General features: G+C 46.0%; 15 protein-coding genes. 8 read left to right on the top strand and 7 right to left on the bottom strand.

Going from position 1 to position 21,432, the window contains the following annotated elements:
• The first annotated feature begins 53 nt into the window (after positions 1 to 53).
• The gene (locus QUA77_RS13965; RefSeq protein WP_333450649.1) at positions 54 to 1,109 is read left to right on the top strand and encodes a glycoside hydrolase family 104 protein; all 1,056 of its coding nucleotides are present in this window, start codon (positions 54 to 56) and stop codon (positions 1,107 to 1,109) included.
• A gap of 116 nt (positions 1,110 to 1,225) precedes the next feature.
• Here the strand turns inward: QUA77_RS13965 and QUA77_RS13960 are convergent, their stop codons facing one another.
• From QUA77_RS13960 to QUA77_RS13950, 3 genes are all read right to left on the bottom strand, one after another.
• Positions 1,226 to 1,942, bottom strand: coding sequence for a DevA family ABC transporter ATP-binding protein (locus QUA77_RS13960; RefSeq protein WP_333450647.1), 717 nt, complete (start codon positions 1,940 to 1,942; stop codon positions 1,226 to 1,228).
• Positions 1,943 to 2,185: 243 nt separating this feature from the next.
• On the bottom strand, positions 2,186 to 3,370 hold the full coding sequence (gene devC / locus QUA77_RS13955; protein ID WP_333040527.1) for an ABC transporter permease DevC: 1,185 nt from the start codon (positions 3,368 to 3,370) through the stop codon (positions 2,186 to 2,188).
• Positions 3,371 to 3,434: 64 nt separating this feature from the next.
• On the bottom strand, positions 3,435 to 4,862 hold the full coding sequence (locus tag QUA77_RS13950) for an HlyD family efflux transporter periplasmic adaptor subunit (RefSeq protein ID WP_333450646.1): 1,428 nt from the start codon (positions 4,860 to 4,862) through the stop codon (positions 3,435 to 3,437).
• A 114-nt stretch (positions 4,863 to 4,976) separates the two neighbouring features.
• Between QUA77_RS13950 and QUA77_RS13945 the strand changes: the two genes are divergently transcribed.
• Entirely contained in the window at positions 4,977 to 5,585 is a 609-nt protein-coding gene (locus QUA77_RS13945) for a TetR/AcrR family transcriptional regulator (protein ID WP_333450644.1), read from the top strand.
• An 86-nt stretch (positions 5,586 to 5,671) separates the two neighbouring features.
• Here the strand turns inward: QUA77_RS13945 and QUA77_RS13940 are convergent, their stop codons facing one another.
• From QUA77_RS13940 to QUA77_RS13930, 3 genes are all read right to left on the bottom strand, one after another.
• Positions 5,672 to 6,820, bottom strand: coding sequence for a flagellar assembly protein H (locus tag QUA77_RS13940; RefSeq protein WP_333040522.1), 1,149 nt, complete (start codon positions 6,818 to 6,820; stop codon positions 5,672 to 5,674).
• Between the two features lie 10 nt (positions 6,821 to 6,830).
• A complete protein-coding gene (locus tag QUA77_RS13935; RefSeq protein ID WP_333450642.1) occupies positions 6,831 to 8,342 on the bottom strand; it encodes a mechanosensitive ion channel domain-containing protein in 1,512 nt (503 codons plus the stop codon).
• 543 nt (positions 8,343 to 8,885) lie between these two features.
• Entirely contained in the window at positions 8,886 to 9,065 is a 180-nt protein-coding gene (locus QUA77_RS13930; protein ID WP_333450640.1) for a hypothetical protein, read from the bottom strand.
• Positions 9,066 to 9,128: 63 nt separating this feature from the next.
• Here QUA77_RS13930 and QUA77_RS13925 point away from each other — a divergent pair, with 63 nt between their 5' ends.
• From QUA77_RS13925 to QUA77_RS13915, 3 genes are read left to right on the top strand one after another with little or no spacing between them, the layout of a single operon-like run.
• Complete coding sequence (locus QUA77_RS13925) at positions 9,129 to 9,302, top strand: hypothetical protein (RefSeq protein ID WP_333450638.1); 174 nt, start codon at positions 9,129 to 9,131, stop codon at positions 9,300 to 9,302.
• A gap of 27 nt (positions 9,303 to 9,329) precedes the next feature.
• On the top strand, positions 9,330 to 14,933 hold the full coding sequence (locus QUA77_RS13920) for a PAS domain S-box protein (RefSeq protein ID WP_333450636.1): 5,604 nt from the start codon (positions 9,330 to 9,332) through the stop codon (positions 14,931 to 14,933).
• Between the two features lie 5 nt (positions 14,934 to 14,938).
• Positions 14,939 to 16,267, top strand: a complete 1,329-nt coding sequence (locus QUA77_RS13915; RefSeq protein WP_333059642.1) for a response regulator — start codon at positions 14,939 to 14,941, stop codon at positions 16,265 to 16,267.
• A gap of 19 nt (positions 16,268 to 16,286) precedes the next feature.
• Here QUA77_RS13915 and hpsU read toward each other — a convergent pair whose 3' ends face one another.
• Entirely contained in the window at positions 16,287 to 16,964 is a 678-nt protein-coding gene (hpsU, locus tag QUA77_RS13910; RefSeq protein WP_333450634.1) for a hormogonium polysaccharide biosynthesis acetyltransferase HpsU, read from the bottom strand.
• 55 nt (positions 16,965 to 17,019) lie between these two features.
• On the opposite strand from hpsU, the gene QUA77_RS13905 reads away from it, so the two are divergent.
• From QUA77_RS13905 to QUA77_RS13900, 3 genes are all read left to right on the top strand, one after another.
• On the top strand, positions 17,020 to 17,817 hold the full coding sequence (locus tag QUA77_RS13905) for a cation diffusion facilitator family transporter (protein ID WP_333450632.1): 798 nt from the start codon (positions 17,020 to 17,022) through the stop codon (positions 17,815 to 17,817).
• A 366-nt stretch (positions 17,818 to 18,183) separates the two neighbouring features.
• A complete protein-coding gene (locus QUA77_RS29310; protein WP_445302077.1) occupies positions 18,184 to 18,336 on the top strand; it encodes a sulfotransferase in 153 nt (50 codons plus the stop codon).
• A 180-nt stretch (positions 18,337 to 18,516) separates the two neighbouring features.
• Positions 18,517 to 21,432 (top strand): Ig-like domain-containing protein (locus QUA77_RS13900; RefSeq protein ID WP_333450630.1); only part of this gene is annotated, 2,916 nt, incomplete at its 3' end.

The raw sequence follows: 21,432 nt of genomic DNA, 5'->3' as shown, positions 1-21,432 counted from the left end.
CTCATCCGTTATAGCTGGGAACCTTCAACTAGAAGTGATATCAGGAGGTACTCTTGTACGCATCAAAAGATCTGGGACGCCACCTGCTCCCTATGTCAGACATGGAGCTAATTCGCCTGTGGGTAAATCGCCAATCCCCCCGCAACCGGCACTTTAGCTGGCAGGCGGCTAACCATTTTCGAGTGTTTGTCGCAAAACCGCTGGCACAAGTTACTCTGACAGAGGTCGAGACTTTCGCCACAGCGATGAGAGCTCGGAAACTTCCACCACGTTTTTACAAGCAAACCTTGGTAGCGCTGAAATCGCTGTTCGCCTTCGGCCAGCAAACGAAAATTTTGCCCGCAACACTCCCCCTTCACCGGTGGCCGGTTCTGCGCCGAAACCGCTCCAAACGCCTTCGTTTTCAACTCTCTTGGGGTTTCTTAATCTGTTTGTGCTTTTTCTTAGGTCGAATGACGCCGAGGCTGCTGTGGGGACCAGCGGTCTCGGCAGAAAGCTCGCCCGCCCCGAAACGCCTGCAGGAAGTTGCGGCGATCGATTCACCAGACAAAGGAGAGGATAACATCGAGCGCGATCGATCGCCCGAAGCTGCAACCGTGAATTCACCAGTTCCCAGACAGGATAGCAGACTCGATAGCATCGGGCCCGAACGTCGAGTCAAAGCCTTTCTCGACACCATAGCAGCCGCCGAAGGAACCGCTAGCCCCGACGGCTACCGCACCCAGTACACCGGCACGAAATTTGTCAGCTTTCAAGATCATCCCAGAGAAATGAGGTGCGGCCGTCGTTACCGTAAAAAACTCTGTTCCGATGCAGCGGGGCGATATCAGTTTCTCAGCACCACTTGGGACAGATTTGCCAAAAAATTTGGCGTCCGCGATTTCAGCCCAGAAAATCAAGATTTGATGGCTATAGAGTTAATCCGAGAAAAAGGTGCCTTAGAAGATATAGAAGCGGGTCGATTAGAGTCAGCAGTCAGAAAACTCGCTTACATCTGGCCATCTTTTCGCCGTTATGGTGGTTCTGTGGAATCGTCTATGCCCACACTCGAAGCCATGTATCATAAAAATTTGGGGATTGACCGCCCAGGATTGGTTGTTAGCAATTAGTGAACAGTCCCAGGACGAGTTTAGATTGGGGTTGGGCAATTTTGGATTAAATTTTAACATCCAAAATTGAAAATGAGGGAGTTATGGGTGATGTCTATTCTTCAGAAATTTAAAAATTAGGCTAATTTTCCATCTTCCATGTGAACGATGCGATCGGCAATATCCAAAATTCGGTTATCGTGGGTTACTAACAAAATAGTACAACCCTGTTCTTTGGCAAGTTGCTGCATCAAATTCACCACTTCGCGACCGGATTTGCTGTCCAGGGCCGCTGTTGGTTCGTCAGCTAGAACAATTTGTGGTTGACTGACCAAAGCGCGGGCGATCGCAACTCTTTGTTTCTGTCCTCCCGACAAATCATCTGGATAATAGTTAATTCGCTGTTCCAGTCCTACTAACTCTAGCATTTTTGCAGAGCGATCGCGCATTTGGGAACGCGACAAATTCCCGTGAACTTCCAAACCCATCTGCACGTTTTGCAGCGCCGTCAAACTGCGGTGTAAATTGTGCGCCTGAAAAATATAGCCAATTTTGCGCCGCGCCTTTACCAATTGGTCTGAACTCGCTTTGCACATCTCTTGACCGAGAATTTTGAGACTTCCCGATTGACCGGATCTCAGTCCGCCAATCAAAGTTAAAAGCGTAGTTTTTCCCGAACCGGAAGGCCCTGTCATCAGCACGATTTCACCTGCCTCAATGTCGAGATTAATGTCAAAAAGTACCTGTTTTCGCAGTTGACCTTGACCGAAGTAGTGGTCGAGTTGGTGCGCGGAAACTACAGGTGCAGGAATCTGTAATGCGTTGGTTGTTGGGTAGAGAGTAGTAGAATTCATAACTTCTTGGTTTGAGGTTTGAGATTTAATTAAGAGACAAGGTTGCCTAAATCTTTGATTAAGAGGCAAACCGCAGATGAACGCAGATGAAGGCAGATGAATTTCAAGATTGGGAATTTTTTCACTTCAAGTCTAATAAACCGCTTTTGTCGCCAACAAGGCAGAGGAAAAAGAAGATAAGGATTACAAAAATATGTTTTTAGTCAGGGCTTTAGTCTTTCATACTCTCTGATTCATTTTCCCTTAAAACATATCTGCCGGGTCGGCTGCTTGCAGTTTTCGAGTGGCAATTGCTCCTGAAATAGTGCACATAATCACGTTCAAAAGTAAGACTATAAATGCTCTAAGCAGCGTCATGTACAAAGGTAAATTTGTAGCTTTGCGAGTTAAAGAGTAGAGTCCGAGAGAGACTCCTACTCCTGGCAAAAAACCGAGGACGGAAAGAATTAGAGCTTCTTCAAAAACGATGCCGAGTAAATAAACATTGCGGTAGCCCATCGCTTTGAAAGTAGCGTATTCTCCCATGTGGTCGCTGACATCGGTTGAGAGAACTTGATAAACAATAATCACACCAACGACAAAACCCATCGCGACGCCTAAATTAAATACAAAGCCGATCGCAGTATTCTTAGCCCAATAGTTTTTCTCAAAATCGATAAATTCTTGTTTGGTTAGTACCTTGACATCCGGCGGTAAATATGCTTTCAAAACTTGTTGAACTTCCATGGGGTCAGCACCCGGTTGCAGTTGAATTAATCCGGCATTGACACTCGCGGCGTTTTGTCTGGGAAACAGGCGCAGGTAATTTTGATCGCTAGTCATCAAAATACCGTCGGCGGCAAAAGATGCTCCAACTGTGAATAAACCGCTGACGTTAATCGTGCGTCGCTCTACCTCAGCTTTAACGGCTTTGCCTTCAGCAATTTGCGCGATCGTCCCTTGGTACTCTCCCCTAGAAGCTCGATCGAACAACACGGTATCCGGCAATTTAATCGCGCTCAAATTTTGGTTGACTTCTGGAAGCGCAAACGCAGGGCGATCGGGATTGAAACCCACGACCATCAGCGACGTTTCGCGCCGAGTTTCAGGATTTTTCCAGTTAGCAATTTTTACGTAAAGCGGCTCGGCTGATTTCACGCCCGGTACGTTCATTGCTTGATACAATCTGCGCCTGGGAAAGGAAGACAAATTAATCAAATTTCGCGCTTGGGGGTGAATCAAAACTAAGTCTGTTTGCAAGGCTTGATGCAGCCGCGTATTGCTGGTGTAAAGCGCATTTTGAAAGCCTAACTGCATGAACATCAAAACGTCAGCAAAGGCAATTCCTGCTACTGCAACGGCCATGCGGCCTTTGTCGTGACTCAGTTGCAGCCATCCGAGGGAAGTTCTGCGTCTTAATTGTTGTAAGGGTTTTATGAGTCCAAGCATAGGATTTTAGATTTTAGATTTTGGATTTTGGATTGAAGAAAGCGACCCTGCGGTTTAAGACTTATTAATCTTTAATTTCCCCGATCGCCACTTTGACTTGCAAATTGGTTAATCCCGCTACTTTCTGGCTGGAAGCTTCATCTAAGCGCACTTTTACTTCCACAATTCGACTATCAATATTCGCAGAAGGATCGGTGTTAACAATGTTTTGCCGCTGCACTTGCAAACCAATATGTTCGACAGTTCCCCGCAATTCGCCGGTCAAAGCATCGCTAGTAATTTTTGCGGTTTGTCCGAGGCGTACTTTGTCCACATCGCTTTCGTAGATTTCCGCAACAGCTAGCATCTCGCGAGTTTGTCCGAGTTCGAGAATGCCGTCGTTTCCTACCCTTTCCCCCGGATGCGTGTGAATTTTCAGGACTTGGGCGTCTCTGGGAGCACGGATGTAAGCTAGATCCAGATTGGCTTTGGCTTGTTTGGCTGCTGAAGTGGCGGAACTGACTTCGGCGGCGGCTGCTGCTATGTCAACGGGACGCACTTCGGCGATGCGATCGAGATTTGCCACGGCTTCATTAATCTGCTGTTGTCGAGATTCCTGAATTTGGCTGAGTTTGGCTTGGGCTTCGTTAATTTGCTGTTGGCGCGATAGTTGAATTTGATTTAATTTGGCTTGGGCTTCGTTAATCTGCTGTTGGCGCGATTGCTGAATTTGATTTAGTTTTGCCTTTCCTTCGTTGAGTTGCTGTTGAGTTGTTTCGGCGGCGAGGCTTTTGCTGTCGCTAGTTGAGGCGGAAATTGCTCCCTGTTCATAGAGTTGGGAGTACCGCCGATCCTCGCTTTGGGCGTTGCGGAGTTCGGCTTGTAGGCGGGCAATTGCGGCTTTTTGAGTTTGAATTTCCCCTTGTTGTTCGGCCCTTATGCGGGCAATTGTGGCTTGTTGCGCTGCTATTTCGGTGCTGCGATCGACTTCTAGGCGGCTGACGATCGCCTGCTGCGCTGCGATCTCGTTGCTGCGATCGGCGGATAAACGGCTAATAGTTGCTTTTTGAGCTTGGATTTCGCCGTTTTTGGCTCCGGCTTTCACTTTTGCTAGATTTGCTTCGGCGACGCGCACTTGTTCTTGAGCTTGGTCGAGGGCGGCTTGCAGGCGATCGCGACTGTCCAAAATTGCGATCGCTTGGCCTGTTTTCACCATGTCTCCTTCTTTTACCAGGAGTCGATCGATGCGGTTCCCTTCCGCCGTACCGGAGGCGGAGACTTTAATTACTTCTCCTCTGGGTTCGAGTCGTCCCAAGGCTGTAACTTGGGTTAATTGGGATGCTGCGACGGATGCTGCTGCTGCTACTGCGTTGGGATCGGGTATGCGCGATCGCCAGATCGTGTAGCCTGTGGTTCCTCCTGCCGCCAGGGTTGCTAGTGCTGCCACAACTAGGAGTTGTTTAACTAGGGATGGATTTGAGGATAAGCTGTCTGCTGTTGGTTGGTGTACCATGACATACCTCTTTTAAGAAAATAAAACTAAACCGTTTAGTTCTGATATGTTTTAATACTAAACCGTTCAGTATAATAATGTCAAGATCCTAAATAAAAATTACAGAAGCAAGGTATGGCAAGGACAAAATCGATCGAACCAGACGCAGCAGGAGGTGACAAAACCGAGCAAATCCTGCAAGGTGCGATGCAAGAATTTTTAGCCCACGGCTACGCGGGCACGAGTATGGACAAGGTAGCGAAGACGGGAGGAGTTTCCAAAGCCACGGTTTACAGCTATTTTGCAGATAAAGAAGGATTATTCGTGGCCTTGGTACAGCGGCTGGCGCGAGAAAAAGTCCATTTTACAGTTTTGGATGAAGAACCCGCCGTAGCGCTGCGATTCGTTGCCACCAATCTATTAGAGCAGGTGACGCAGGAACCTGAATTCCTGAATTTTGTGAGGCTAGTGATTGCGGAGTCGGGGCGTTTTCCCCAGCTAGCGCAGACTTTTGTGAAAAACTTAGCTAAACCGGGTATTGAGCGGCTTACTCAATATTTCGCATCGCATCCAGAGTTAAAATTGCCCGATCCGGAGGCAACGGCGCGGATTTTTATTGGATCGGTGGTATATTTCCAGTTAACGCAGCATATGATGCACGGCAAAGATATTATCCCTATGGAGCGCGATCGACTGATCGACGCTCTGCTGCACTTGATTTTAGGCCCGCAGTCCAATTCCTAAGTGCGATCGACAGAATTTAGGAATTTTATTTGAGAACGATCGCAGCCATAAAGAGCGAGATCGCTTTATGGCTGCGATCGCAGGTTTTAGTCAGGTGTTTTTCCTAACCTGTCCCTCAATTCCTCAGCCGATAACTGCGGCAGTTGTTCTACAAACAATGTCAATTCTGTCACAGGCAAAGCCAATAAATTAGTAACGGCTGTAGGCAGAAGATCGCCCAATTCAGGCGATCGTATTTGCAACGCACTTTCAGCTAACAATTTAACCGCTGCTTCCCGCCCAGCTTCATCAACGGTCAGCATCGATATTGCCAGCAACAGCACTGTAAATTCCGCCGCCTGCAACTTGGATATTGGAGATAGAAAAACAGTCATTTTTGGACTTAATTCTCCAAATCTAACTCGCAGAAAGTTTTCTAAGATTAAGCGCTGTTGTTCTTGTCTGCCTCGTTCTAGTCCCTGTTCTAGCCCTTGTTCTAGTCCCTGTTCTAGTCCTTGTTCTAGTCCTTCTTCTCTAGCTTGTTGCTGTGCTGCTTGTATTTGTTGTTGAAAAAGTGGTGCAATGGCCATAATTAACTCCCGCTCTTCTGGCTCTAATTCTTGTGGCGCATCGGTTACTAAATTTGACTGTAACCGATACAGCAATTCTAGCGCGATAATCCGCAACGGATCGTCTGTAGCTAAAGCGCTTAATTGGGAAATAGCCCTTTGCTGCACTCCCCCTTTGCCCAAAATCCTCAACCACAGGGTTTCTGGAGTTTCTGGTAACTGGTGGATCGCTACAATTGCCGATCGCAAAGATTCACCCAAAAAATAGATTCCCTGCATCCAATTCTCTGTGTCTGGTATCGCATTAAAGCTATCTACCAATGCTTTCGATGCTGTGGGCATCAAAATCCACAGTTTCGGTAACTGGGCGTCATCATAGCGAGTATTTTCTCTCCTAAATTTTCGCTCCAACTCACCTCGCACGTCCAATAACTTGCCCAGACAGCTACAAATTTCGCTGACGTTGGCAGGATTGCGAAACGGTTCAAAAATTGCCGTTGTGTTTGCCATTTTTCCCAACAAGCCCAGGGTTTCTGAGTATTCGGGAATTGCGGTGCTGGGAGTGAAATAAACATCGATTTCTCTGACTTCTGAAGTCACATCGCGGCCGATATTAACCGTTCCGAGCGGCGACAGCAATTCCTCCAGGTATTCTTTGGCAAAGAGATCGTGAATAAATCGCGTCATAGGAATTATTTCAAAGACTAAATAGATTTTTTAGCCGTTTTCTCACCCATTCTACAGGATTTTCCTCCTCTTCTGCTGCCTCTACTAATTCCATTTCTCGCAAGAATTTCTGTCTCTCGCTGAGTTCTTCTTCGTGTTTGACTATTTCTTTAATAATCTGTTCAGATAAATCCGGTCGTTCAGTTAAAACTTTCTGGAAACCTTCTTTATTGATGGCAAACAAAATTGTTTCTTCCAAAGCTCTTACCGAAGCAGTTCTGGGGATGCCCAACATCAAAGAAAGTTCTCCGAGAAACTGACCACTACCTAGGTTATTCAGATGTTTGTCAATAGCTTCTACAAAAACTTCTACTGAACCTGAAAGAATCATGTAAAAAGCATCTCCGGGGTCGTTTTCGTGAAACAAAAATTCTTGCGGTCGCAGCCGTTTGCGATATCCAACTTCAATCAACTGCCGCAATTCAAGATCAGTCAGATTTTCAAAGTATTCTACCTCTCGTAGCAAACAGCTAAGGGACGATGGCTTTTTCAGTTTCTCTGCAAAAATTGGCGGTTTCTGCTCATTTTCCGAGTAACTCTTCGGGAGATCAATTGCAGTTTCTTTTTTGTTGAACATTGACAACAGAACTTCGGGGTTTTGCAAATAAATTTCTCTGTCATTGAAGGGAAATTCGATTTTCTGGTGGCGGAAATTGTATTCAATTGCAAAATTCAAAGAACTTTTAATTATTTCTCTTTCAGTCGGCCTGTCCGTCCAAACTAAAAGTTCAAATTTAAAACTATCGTCACCAAACTCGACAAACAATACTTTCGGATTCGGTTCGTACAAAACTCCCGCTTCTGCGTAAGCAATATTTAACAGAGTTTCTGTCACTAACAGCGGGTTACTATTCTCCGCTACTTCTATGGGAACTCGCAGACAGAGTAGCGAGTTTTCGTAACTCCAGTTAACAATTTTGTTGCTAATCATTTTGCTGTTGGGAACTATAACGCTAGAGTCCTCAGTGGTTTGGATGATGGTCGATCGAATCGATATTTTTTTGACGATTCCCATTAATCCTTCTAATTCCACAAAGTCTCCGACTTTCACCGGTCTGTCTAAAAGCAGCGTTAAGCCACTGACAAAATTAGTTGTTAAATCCTGGATTCCGAAGCCAATTCCGACTCCCAATCCCCCCGCAACTACTGCAAAAGAAGCGAGGTTGAAGCCGATGCTTTGGATGGCGACTATCACCCCCAAAGCTACTATTAAGTACCCAATAATTACTGCTATCGCTTCCCGATTTCCCTCGTCAATTCCCAGTCTGACAAGCAAGCGTTCCTTAAGAAAGTTGGTAAAATATCGTGCTATCACAAGGATAGCCATAAACAATACAATCAGTTCCACCAGTGACTGCAAGGATACAGGATTTTCACCTATTTTAAATAGGGTAGCGGTAAATATTTGCGAGATCTGTGTGAATACTTCTTCTGGTATTGTATTTAATTTAAATTCAGGCCCTAATGTTGTTTGTGTTGTCATTTTTTAAGGGGAGTAGTAAAAAATAAAGTCCTCAGTACCCAATGTAAAAATAAAATACTGAACTCGTAATCATAAATTTTAACCTATTTTTAGGGGTAAAAAAAGTGAAGTCGTTACATAGAGATGTGGTTCCTCATACTACGCAGTTCTCCCTATTGCCAATTTTTAGGATACCTGGTCTTCGCAGGCCTGCGGTTAGTGTGCCACTTTTGCGCGATCCAAGAGCAAACTCATCTATTATTAAAGCGATCGCTCTGCTAACTTTAGTCAACATTAACTCGATTCGAGTTTATCATACTCTCCACTAATTTTTTTTGAAGTCCCGTTATCAACTTAAGCAGGGATTATTGAATGACTCTTTAAGTGGACAAGTCAAATATCCAAGTATTACAATGACTTTAACTGGTGGGAGACATATTGCTATTACTCTGCTAGTTGCGTGCGTTTTGTGTATTTATAAGTGAAAATTTAACGGATATAGCTAAAATTGATAACGTTCCAAGAATACTTGGCATTCTACCGACCTGGAGGACCCACTATAACTTAATCACATTTGTCAATCAGTAAAATTACTGAAAATACTTGCTTGTTCAGGAGTGGAAAATTGACGGTTTGGGGTTGGGTGGAAATAAATATGGCGCGAGACATGATTGCTCGATCGCCCAAATCTAAGTTCTCCACCCAAAAACAGAGTAAATGCTGAGCATAATTGCTGATTGACAAACGCTTCCCTAGCTTAGGTTGTCACCAAGGTTCTACCAATAGGATTGATTAGGAATAGAATTGATGAGCAATGGAACTGCTTGGCGATACATCCGAAGAATTAACGGAAATATTGTCGCAAGGGATACATTTATCGCCGATGGAAAAGCGAATGGTCGCCCTACTGAACGTTTGATTCAGTACCCAAATAGGAAACAAGGAAAACCTTGCGATCGCGCCATTGGAAAGAAGTTTTAGAATAATAGCTGAAATGCACGAGCCAACATGAGCAAATTCCCACCAGAGAAAACCCAACCGCAACAGCAAGAGAACACAACAGCACAGGCATTGCGACAGGCTCACTTCGACGCTTTTTTTGCAGGTGCTAACGCCGGGATGCTGATTTTTGACCGCCAACTTCGGTATGTCCAAATTAACGAAGTTTTGGCCCAGATGAATGGCGTTTGCGTGGCAGACCATATTGGTAGGTCAGTGCGTGAGGTGCTGCCAGAATTGGCTCCGACTGTGGAACCAATGCTGCAAGGCATTCTGGATACGGGCAAGCCAATTCTCGACTATGAATTAGTGGGTGAAACGCCGAAAGAACCCGGCATCGTGCGCTACTGGCAAGCATCTTACTATCCTTTGTTGGATGAAAATGGCCTGGTTTTTGGTCTTGGTGGGATTGTAATTGAAATTAGCGATCGCAAGCGGGCCGAACAAAAGCAGGCAAGACTGACGGCAATTTTGGAAGCAACTTCCGACTTCGTAGGGATTGCGGATGCAACAGGGCATAACGTCTACCTCAACAAAGCCGGACAGAAAATGATGGGGGTACCTCCAGAGGAGGCACGATCTCCGTTTAGTGTAGATTTTGTATTAGCTCCCTCGGCAACGACAAAATTCCAAAATGAAGTCTTTCCAACCGCCTTAAGAGAGGGTAGCTGGGCTGGTGAAACCGTGTTTTTGTCACACGATGGGAAAGAAATTCCAGTTTCCCAAGTTTTAATCGTCCACAAAACGGAAACAGGCGAAGTCGAGTTTATTTCCACTATTGCACGGGACATTAGCGATCGCAAAAAAGCAGAGGAAGAACGGCAATTGCTCGCTACAACGATCGAGAACAGCCGTGACTTTATTGGCGTTGCCTCAATGGATGGTCGCCCGATGCTACTGAATCAGGCTGGTCTGGATTTGGTTGGACTCAGTAGTTTGGACGAAGCCAGAACTAAACACATTACCGACTTCTTCATGCCAGAAGATTTGGACTTTGTACAGCAGCGTGTTCTGCCTACTCTAATGCAAGAGGGGGGGTGGCGGAGTGATTACCGGTTCAGACATTTCGTGACAGGTCAACCCATTGCGGTAGACTACACCCTATTTCTGGTAAAACATCCAGAGACTAATGAACCGGTAGGGATTGCCACTATTACGCGGGATATTCGCGATCGCAAAACCGCAGAAGATATCCTCAAACAAAGTGAAGAACGATTTCGTTCTTTGATCGAAGCCAGCGCTCAAATTATTTGGATCTGCAATGCCGACGGCGAAATGGCGATCGAGCAACCTACTTGGAGTGCATTTACAGGACAGACATTTGATGATTACAAGGGAACGGGTGGAAGCAACGCTATCCATCCAGACGATCGCTCGTCTATGGTCACTGCCTGGTTAACTGCTGTTGCCAATCGATCGTTCTATGAAGTTGAATTCCGTATGCGTCGCTATGACGGGGAATATCGCTACATGAGTTGTCGTGGTGTACCAATTCTGAACGCGGATGGTTCAATTCGGGAATGGGTTGGGGCTAATACAGATATTACCGATCGCAAACAAGCTGAAGAAGCTCTGCGCGAACAGCAAGCTGTGTTGCGCGATCGCAACCTCTTGCTGATCTCTATTTTGGAAAGTACGCCAGACATAATAGTTGTTAAAGACCGGGAAGGTCGATATGTTGCCCTTAATTCCTTTGTGGCAAACTGCTTCTTTGACGGTAAACCCATAGAGGAGATTGTGGGTAAAGATGATTCGGAACTGATGCCCCCGGAGGCCGCCGTTCCAATAATGGCAAAAGACCGGGAGATTATGGAAGCAGGCACTACTGAAACCTACGAAGAAGAAATTTCAAATGGTGAGGGCAGCAATTATTTTTTAACCACAAAAGCCGCTTGGCGGGACGGTCAAGGCAATATTCTCGGTATTATCGCCATAGCGCGAAACATTAACGATCGCAAACAAGCTGAAGCCCAGATGCGCGATCGTAATGCACTGCTAAACTCTATTTTGGAAAGTACACCAGACTTCATTGTCGTTAAAGATCGGGAAGGGCTTTATGTTGCCGTTAACTCCAATGTGGCAAACTTCCTGGGCAAGCCAATTGAGGAAATCATCGGCAAAGATGATTTGGAATTACTACCGCATGAGAGTGTCCGTGCAATTATGGCAAAAGATCGCCAAGTTATGGCAGCAGGAATCGCTGAGACTTACGAGGAAGATGTCTCTGACGGTGAAAAAACCGCGACTTTTTTCACTACCAAGACTCCTTGGCTGGATGCTAATGGCAATATCCTCGGCATTATCGCCATATCACGAGATATTACCGATCGCAAACAAGCCGAGCAAACACTCCGTCAAACCCTAGAAATACTCGACTTAGCCAGCAATAGTATCATTATTCGGGATATGGATGACCGCATCATCTACTGGAACCAAGGTGCAGAAAAGCTCTATGGTTGGACAAAAGCGGAAGTAGTCGGGCAGTACATTCATACATTCTTGGAAACCGTCTTCCCTCAACCATTAGAAACCGTATTGGAAGAGTTTTGCCAGCAGGGAAGTTGGGAAGGAGAATTGCAGCACACCACCCGCGATGGTCGGCATATTATTGTGGCAAGTCGCTGGACATTGCAGCGCGATCGCGAAGGAAAGCCTTGTGCCCAACTCGAAATTAATAATGACATTAGCGATCGCAAACAAGCCGAAGATGCTATCAAACAAAGCGAAGAACGCTATCGTTCGCTAATCGCTGCCACATCCCAAATCGTCTGGGCAACGGATGCTGAAGGAAGAGGTACGGATCTACAGAGTTGGAGAGCTTACACCGGTCAAACTGAAGCTGAAGTGCTTGGTTTAGGCTGGTTAGATCCAATTTATCCGGACGATCGGGAACGAACGAGTCAGGTTTGGATGGAAGCAGTGCAAACGAAAAGCCTGTTTGACATAGAATATCGAATCCGGGGAACGGATGGAAACTATCGTTATTTTCAAGGTAGGGGAGTGCCCATTGTTGATGAAAATGGCAACATCCGCGAGTGGGTTGGTACTTGCAATGATATCCACGATCGCAAACAAGCCGAAGATGCTATCAAACAAAGCGAAGGACGCTATCGTTCGCTAATCGCTGCTACGTCCCAACTTGTCTGGACAGCGGATGCTGAAGGAAGATGCGTGGATCAGCCGGGTTGGAGAGCTTACACCGGACAAACCGAAGCTGAGATGGCTGATGGTTTTGGCTGGTTAGATGCAATTCACCCGGACGATCGCGAACGAACGGCTCAGGTGTGGATGGAAGCAGTGCAAACGAAAACCCTGTATGACGTACAATATCGAATCCGGGGAGCGGATGGAAACTATCGTTATTTTCAACTAAGAGGGGTACCAATTCTGGATGAAGATGGCAGCCTCCAGGAGTGGATTGGCACTTGTAGCGATATCCACGATCGCAAACAAGCGGAAGATGCTCTAAAACAAAGCGAAGAACGCTATCGATCGCTCATCGCTGCCACCTCCCAAATTGTCTGGATATCGGATGCTGAAGGAAGATGCCCGGATCTACCAAGTTGGAGAGCTTACACCGGACAAACCGTAGACGAAGTGGTTGGTTTTGGCTGGTTAGATGCAATTCACCCGGACGATCGCGAACGAACGGCTCAGGTGTGGATGGAAGCAGCGCAAACGAAATGCCTGTATGACATAGAATATCGAATGCGTGCAGCAGATGGAAACTATCGCTATTTTCAAGTTAGAGCGGTACCAATTCAGAATGAAGATGGCAGCATTCGGGAGTGGGTTGGCACTTGCACCGATATCCACGATCGCAAACAAGCCGAAGATGCGATCAAACAAAGCGAAGAACGCTATCGATCGCTCATCGCTGCTACGTCCCAAATTGTCTGGACAGCGGATGCTGAAGGAAGATGCCCAGATACACCGAGTCTGAGAGCTTACACCGGACAAACTGAAGCTGAGGTGGTTGGTTTTGGCTGGTTAGATGCAATTCACCCGGACGATCGCGAACGAACGGCTCAGGTGTGGATGGAAGCAGCGCAAACCAACAGCCTGTATGAGATGGAATTTCGACTCTGCAGAGCGGATGGAAACTATCGTTATTTTCAAGCTAGAGGGGTGCCAATTCTAAATGAAGATGGCAGCCTCCGGGAGTGGATTGGCACTTGCACCGATATCCACGATCGCAAACAAGCAGAAATCGTACAGGCAAAAGCCAGGGAAGCCGCAGAAGCAGCTAGTCGGGCCAAAAGTGAATTCCTTGCTAACATGAGCCACGAGTTGCGGACTCCGCTTAATGGCATCATGGGGTACGCGCAGATTCTTCAGCGTTCCAAAGTCTTGAATGAAGAAGAGCGATCGCGCATTGATGTCATTTATCAGTGCGGTTCCCATTTACTGACCTTAATCAATGATATTCTCGATTTGTCGAAGATTGAAGCACAGAAAGTGGAACTCATGCCCACGGATTTTCATTTCCCGGCGTTCCTGCAAGGTGTCGCAGAAATGTGTCGCATCCGAGCTGAAATTAAGGGAATTCACTTTCATTTTCCTTCAAGCCCCGAACTGCCGATCGGTATTCGTGCGGATGAAAAACGCTTGCGACAAGTGTTAATTAATCTTTTAAGCAACGCTATTAAATTTACGGATGAGGGCAGTGTCACTTTTATCGTCAGTTTTGCAACAGAAGGAAAAATTCGCTTTGAAATACGCGATACAGGTACCGGCATTGCACAGGATCAACTCCAAGCTATCTTTCAGCCCTTCGAGCAGGTAGGCGATCGCAGGCGGCAGACGGAAGGTACGGGATTGGGACTGGCAATTAGCAAAAGGATTGTAGAACTAATGGGCAGTACCATTCAGGTTCAAAGTGAGATGAATGTTGGCAGTATTTTCTGGTTTGATGTCCATCTATCTCAAGCCGATGAATGGGTGAAAACATCTCAAATCGACCATCGCGGGCAGATTATCGGCATCAAAGACCGCCAACCTAAGATTGTGGTTATTGATGACAAATGGGCTAACCGTTCGGTAATTAGCAATTTACTCAGTCCGATCGGCTTTGAGGTGTTTGAAGCGAACGATGGGCAGGAAGGCTGGGAAAAAATTATAGAGGTGCAGCCCGATTTAATTGTTACCGACTTATTAATGCCCGAACTAGATGGCTTCGAGGTAATTAAGCGGGTTCGAGAATCGGAAAATTTCAAAGACATCATCATTATTGTGTCTTCTGCCAGCGTATTTGAAACAGATCAATACAGAAGTTTAGAAGCAGGAGGCAACACCTTTATTCCCAAACCTATTCAGGCAACAGAACTCCTGCAAAAATTGCAACAGTATCTTGATTTGGAATGGGTTTATGAAGCTAATGAAGAGCCACAGGCGAGATCCTCAGACACCGATGAGCTAATTGCCCCGCCTGCTACACAAATGGAAATGCTATACGAACTGGCTATGAAAGGAAATTTCCTAGAAATAGTTAAGCAGGCGCTATTACTTGAAGAAATAGATCCCCAATATATTCCATTTGCTAAAAGATTGCATCAGATGGCAAAGGACTTTCAAGACGAAGAGATTTTAACGTTTATTCAGTCCTACAAGTAAGGTTTATGAATTCAGAAATTCAAGCAAATGGTACAATTCTTATAGTTGATGACAATTCAGCCAACTTGGGTGTCTTATCTGATGCCTTAAGTCAGGAAGGATTTGAAGTTCGGGTCGCGAAATCTGGCAAAATGGCACTAGAGCGAGTCAAATATGCTCTCCCCGATCTAATCTTGCTAGATGTCATGATGCCAGAAATTGATGGATTTGAAACCTGTCGTCGATTACAGGCTAATCCAGAAACTAAACAGATTCCCGTTATATTTATGACGGCTCTCTCGGATACGGCTAATAAAGTTGAGGGGTTTAAGCTTGGGGCTGTAGATTATATTACCAAACCTTTCCAACAGGAAGAAGTATTAGCTCGCGTCAAGCTGCATTTAAAGCTTCATGTTTTAACTGAGAAGTTAGAAGAAAAAAATACATTATTGGAGCAAAAAGTTTTAGAGGTTAGCCAAGCATATGAAGATTTACAACAAATGCAACTAAAGTTAATCCAAAGCGAGAAAATGTCCGGCTTAGGGCAAATGGCGGCTGGGATTGCTCATGAAATAAACAACCCTATAAATTTCATTTCTGGCAATCTGGGTTATGCCCAAGAGTACGCTCATAACTTACTAAAAATAATACATCTCTATCAAGAAGATTATGTAAATCCCACCCCTCGGATTCAAGCAGCAATGGATGAAATAGAACTGGAATTTGTGGAAGAAGATTTTATCAAAGTTCTTAACTCAATCAACTTAGGAACGCAGCGCATCCAGGAAATTGTCAAGTCTATGCGAATCTTTTCTCGCCTAGATGAGGCAGACGTGAAAGCTGTAAATATTCATGAAGGAATTGATAGTACACTCACCATCCTGCATCATCGTTTAAAAGCAAAACCCGAGCATCCTGAGATTGAACTAATAAAAAATTACGGTCAGCTTCCACCAGTAGAATGCCATGCCGGACAATTAAATCAAGTGTTCATGAATATTCTTTCCAATGCCATTGATGCTTTAGATGAATCGAATCAGCAGCGTTCCTTTGCAGAAATCAAACAACACCCGAACCGCATTCAAATTTCTACAAAAGTAATTGACGATAATTGGGTTGCTATTCATATTAGTGACAACGGTCGGGGAGTTGCCGAAACTTTACAACCGAAACTATTTGACCCTTTTTTTACCACCAAACCTATCGGTAAAGGAACTGGGTTGGGGTTATCTATCAGTTACCAAATTATCGTTGAAAAGCATGGGGGCAGATTATACTGCCAGCCTGGATTAGGAAAGGGAATAGAATTCGTCATTGAAATTCCTATTCGGCAGCAAGCTTGTAAAGCTGCTTAGTTTTCCGGTGCAATATTTCTTACGAACTTTGGTTAATTTCTCGCTGACAGCGGGGACGACAAGGTGTTCCTGTGCAAATAAAGCCTGCAGGCATATTTTTAAAGACGCTGCTGCGAGCTCCGATTAAAGCGTTAGCGCCGATTTCTAAACCAGGGCCAATGAAGCAGTCGGCGGCAATCCAAACGCCGTTATTAATGATCACAGGTGCTGTTATTAAGCGAAAGGCTGGGTCTTGAGGGTCATGAGTGCCGGTGCAGAGGTAGCTTTTTTGAGAAATGACGCAGTGTTTGCCGATCGCAATTTGATCGAGACTGTACAATACAACATCATCTCCGATCCAACTGTAATCGCCGATGGCAATTTTCCAAGGATAGGTAAAACGAGCCGTGGGGCGAACGATCACACCCCGACCTATTTTCGCTCCAAATAACCGCAGCAACCCCCTTCTGATGCGATTAAAAGGGTGTGGAGTGAGAGGAAATCCGATCGCCTGGACGAACCACCACAGCAAAATTACCCAACTAGGCTTTCCTCGATCGAACTTTGATTGATCGTAGCGGCGCAAATCAACTAAAGATTCGCCTGTCAAAGTATTTGCGTGATTCTCGCTAATTGGACGATCGTTTATTCCCGAATTTGGGGAATTTGCGATCAAATTTTCCGGATCTTGGTTCGGATTTGGTATATAATCGGTCATTGATAGTTAATTTAATGTTTAATTTAAAATCGAGTTTAACCTTAAGGACTGCTGCATGACATTTCTAGTTAGGGAAAATTTTGACTCTGAAAACGCCACGGATATCGCACAATGCGAGAATATAAATCCCAGAATTGGCAAAGTGCGGCTTTTACAAACAGCATTGGTACTGCTTAGCAGCTTTTTTGTAGCAGAGTTAATCGCCGCACTTAATTCTCATAGTTTGTCCCTATTAGCAGATGCAGGTCACGTTTTTTCAGATGTAGCAGCTTTAGCAATAACTTTGACAGCGACTTGGTACTCCTCAGTCAAACGGAAAAGTAAATCCGTAGATTGTACGATCGCACAATCGTCAATCCCTGAACGAGGAGAAATCATTGCTGCTTTAATTAATAGTATCAGTTTAGTCGCGATCGCCCTGTGGATTGCTGCTGAGTCGATCGCCCGTTTGCAGTCCCCAACTCCCGAAGTAGAAGGACTCCCGATGTTAATTACCGCCATAGTCGGTTTAAGCATCAACTCGATTAATGCTTGTTGCTTGCATTCCTGCTGTCACGGCGACTTGAATCTCAAAAGCGCCTTTTTGCACGCAGTCGCCGACATTTTTTCGTCGGTTGGAGTAATTTTAGCTGCGATCGCCGTAGCGTGGCTACACTGGAATTGGGCTGACGGCTTAATTAGCTTGCTAGTATCAGCATCAATTATTTTATTAACTCTACCATTGCTAATCGAAAGCATCCAATTGCTGCTGGGAAAAGTATCAGCAATATCCGCCAGTCAACTGCCTTGTGATTGCGAAAAAGTGAGCGCAGAAAAATTGCTTTTTCCATCCCTCGAAGAACTCATCAAATAACATCTCTTCATCTGCGTATATCCGCGTATATCTCCTGAGATATCCGGTTTAAATACCTAAGTAATTAACCCAGCGATATCTAGATTGTAAAGATATCGTAAACCTTATTATCTACTCATCACAAAGACAAAGATCCGACTTTTCCGACTTTACGATCCGACTTTTCCGACTTTACAGAGGCAGGGGCCCGAAGCAATGATTAGAGATAGGGAAAGCCAACCCACGATGTCTAGATTGTAAAGATATCGTAAACCTGGATGTTGTGTTGCGAAAGGTTAAATAAAAATATGCTATAAAAGATATGTCTTTAGGGGGATACATTAAAGTTGCATCTAAGCTAAAGGCATTCATTCCCACGGGAGGGCAGTGAAAGCCTACTTCATATCAGGACTACCCCGCTCAGGCTCTACTTTACTGGCTGCACTACTACGACAAAATCCCCGGTTTTACAGCGCTATGACTTCCCCTATTGGGGGCGCAAGTCGATCGAATGCTGGAAACCGTGAGCTAAGACAATGAGTTTTCCGTGTTCATTTCCCGTGAAAAAGGGGAACGGGCTAACAATTTTACCGCCCGATTGATTTGAGCAATACGACTAATAAATTATTCAGTCCTCATAGCGAGGACTTAAGCGAGGCGGGGGTTTCAACCCCTGCCCCACTTGAATGTAAACAATAGATATAAAGAATTTCAGCAATTATGAACGTACCAACCATGAACAAGCAAATTATTTTCGTTGACTCCTCTGTACAAGATTATCAAAACCTGATTCAAGGCATCGATCCCGCTCAAATTGTGATTTTAAATGAAAATTCCAGGGCGATCGACCAAATTACTAACGCCTTGGCAGATAAAAAAGATATTGAAGCAGTTCATATAGTTTCTCACGGCAGCGAAGGCAGTTTAAAACTCGGTGCTGACGTACTCAATGAGAATAACCTAGAAACTTTCAGCAATCAGCTCAAACAGTGGGGAAATGCCCTGACAGCAAATGGCGATATCCTACTTTATGGCTGCGACGTAGCAGCCGGAGAAGTTGGAGAAAACTTCGTAAAGCGCCTCAGTGAAATAACAGGGGCAGATGTGGCAGCATCTACCGACAAGACGGGGAATGCAGCACTAGGGGGCGACTGGGAACTGGAAAAAACCACCGGTTCAATTGAAGGCGGACTTGCCTTGTCCAGCGAAGTGATCGCAACCTATGCCGGTGTTTTAGCCACAGCCGTTCAATTTGACCTCACATCAGTATTCGATGGCGATGTCATTATCAACTACACGGGAGGAGTCACAGACACGACACAGAGCGGACTGGATTCCTCGGGGGGAACCCTAATAACTCAGTCCTTTGCCACATTTAAAGCCGGTGCTAATGGGAACGGTTTACCCGACAACGGCTTTTTCGCCACGAATGCTTACCATCCCGACGTTCAGCTAGGCTACAACAACACCAATAACGGCAACAACGCCAAAGTCCTCACAGCTAACGGCACATCCTTTAACTTTGCAGTTACGCCCAATAAGTATTCAGAAATCCACCTGTTGGCCACCAGTTCCAATGGCGACGCTGGGATGCAGGTGACATTTAACTATAGCGATGGCACTACTGGGACAGCCACAGCCACAGTTCCCGACTGGTTTAACGAAATTACCACTGAATCATTTTCCAGTTACTATCTGATTGACGGAAGGGATAGGAGCTTTGATACAACTGGAACAAGTTATCATGATGCCAACGATGTTGCCCTATTTGGGTTTGGGTTCAATCCTAACCCAGCCAAAACGCTTCAAAGCATTACCGTCACTAAAACGACGGGTTCGTTAGCTACTAATTATCTGGGAGTTTTGGGAGCCACAGGTGTTTTAGAGACCACACCGCCGACAGCCGCCAGTTTCACCCCCGCAGATAACGCCACTAATATTGCAGTTGCTGCTAATTTAGTTGTCACCTTGAGTGAAGCCGTACAAAAAGGCACTGGCAATATTGTCATCAAGAAAGTCTCTGACAACTCAGTGGTGGAAACTATAAATGTTACCTCCACAAATGTCACTGTTACTGGTAGTACCGTCACCATTAACCCAGTGGCAGATTTAGCGCAAGGTACTGGTTACTACGTTGAAATTGCTGCCGGTGCGATTAAAGACTTAGCTGGTAATAATTATGCCGGCACTACAGGCGCAACAGCCTGGAACTTCACCACCGCTGACACCACACCGCCCACCGTCAGCCTGACTTCGGGCGCCGCCGCCACCGTCACCGCAGCGTTTCCCGTCACCGCCACCTTCAGTGAAAGCACAACCAACTTTATCGCAAGTGATATCACCGTCACCAACGGCACCGTCAGCGGCTTTAGTGGCACCGGCACCACCTACAACTTCACCGTCACCCCCACCGGTCAAGGAACTGTCACGGTTAACGTCCCTACTGGGGTCGCCACCGATGCGGCTGGAAATAACAACACCGCCGCCACCGCCTTAACCCGTACCTTTGACAGTATTGCTCCCACCGTCAGCCTGACTTCGGCAGCCGCTGCCACCGTCACCGCAGCGTTTCCCGTCACCGCCACCTTCAGTGAAAGCACAACCAACTTTATCGCCAGTGATATCACCGTCACCAACGGCACCGTCAGCGGCTTTAGTGGCACCGGCACCACCTACAACTTCACCGTCACTCCCACAGGGAGTGGCACAGTTACAGTTAACATCCCCGCCAATATAGCTACGGATGCCGCCGGCAACAACAATACAGCGGCCACTGCTTTGACGCGCACGGCTGATACCACAGCCCCCACCGCTGCCACTTTCACCCCCGCAGACAACGCCACCAGTGTTGCAGTTGCTGCTGATTTAGTTGTCACCTTGAGTGAAGCCGTACAAAAAGGCACTGGCAATATTGTCATCAAGAAAGTCTCTGACAACTCAGTGGTAGAAACCATTGATGTCACCTCAGCCAATGTCACCGTCAGCGGTAGTACAGTCACAGTTAATCCCACAGCGGATTTAGTTGAGGGTACTGATTACTACGTTGAAATTGCTAGCGGGGCGATTAAAGACTCGGCTGGTAACAATTATGCCGGCACTACAGGGGCAACTGCTTGGAATTTCACCACTGCTGTCGCCGCTGATACCACAGCCCCCACCGCGGCCAGTTTCACCCCCGCAGACAACGCCACCACTGTTGCAGTTGCTGCTGATTTAGTTGTCACCTTGAGTGAAGCCGTACAAAAAGGCACTGGCAATATTGTCATCAAGAAAGTCTCTGACAACTCAGTGGTAGAAACCATTGATGTCACCTCAGCCAATGTCACCGTCAGCGGTAGTACAGTCACAGTTAATCCCACAGCGGATTTAGTTGAGGGTACTGATTACTACGTTGAAATTGCTAGCGGGGCGATTAAAGACTCGGCTGGTAACAATTATGCCGGCACTACAGGGGCAACTGCTTGGAATTTCACCACTGCTGTCGCCGCTGATACCACAGCCCCCACCGCTGCCACTTTCACCCCCGCAGACAACGCCACCAGTGTTGCAGTTGCTGCTGATTTAGTTGTCACCTTGAGTGAAGCCGTACAAAAAGGCACTGGCAATATTGTCATCAAGAAAGTCTCTGACAACTCA

Source organism: Microcoleus sp. K5-D4 (genome assembly GCF_036704575.1).
GTDB lineage: Bacteria > Cyanobacteriota > Cyanobacteriia > Cyanobacteriales > Microcoleaceae > Microcoleus.
Note: the sequence above shows the minus strand (reverse complement) of the source record. Positions and strands in the feature narration are given on the sequence as shown.

Coding starts and splice junctions, on each gene's coding strand:
- QUA77_RS13945 (WP_333450644.1), top strand. CDS start 4,977: ATGGCAAGGACAAAATCGATCGAACCAGACGCAGCAGGAGGTGACAAA.
- QUA77_RS13925 (WP_333450638.1), top strand. CDS start 9,129: ATGAGCAATGGAACTGCTTGGCGATACATCCGAAGAATTAACGGAAAT.
- QUA77_RS13960 (WP_333450647.1), bottom strand. CDS start 1,942: ATGAATTCTACTACTCTCTACCCAACAACCAACGCATTACAGATTCCT.
- QUA77_RS13905 (WP_333450632.1), top strand. CDS start 17,020: ATGACATTTCTAGTTAGGGAAAATTTTGACTCTGAAAACGCCACGGAT.
- hpsU (WP_333450634.1), bottom strand. CDS start 16,964: ATGACCGATTATATACCAAATCCGAACCAAGATCCGGAAAATTTGATC.
- QUA77_RS13950 (WP_333450646.1), bottom strand. CDS start 4,862: ATGGTACACCAACCAACAGCAGACAGCTTATCCTCAAATCCATCCCTA.
- QUA77_RS13920 (WP_333450636.1), top strand. CDS start 9,330: ATGAGCAAATTCCCACCAGAGAAAACCCAACCGCAACAGCAAGAGAAC.
- devC (WP_333040527.1), bottom strand. CDS start 3,370: ATGCTTGGACTCATAAAACCCTTACAACAATTAAGACGCAGAACTTCC.
- QUA77_RS13935 (WP_333450642.1), bottom strand. CDS start 8,342: ATGACAACACAAACAACATTAGGGCCTGAATTTAAATTAAATACAATA.
- QUA77_RS13915 (WP_333059642.1), top strand. CDS start 14,939: ATGAATTCAGAAATTCAAGCAAATGGTACAATTCTTATAGTTGATGAC.
- QUA77_RS13940 (WP_333040522.1), bottom strand. CDS start 6,820: ATGACGCGATTTATTCACGATCTCTTTGCCAAAGAATACCTGGAGGAA.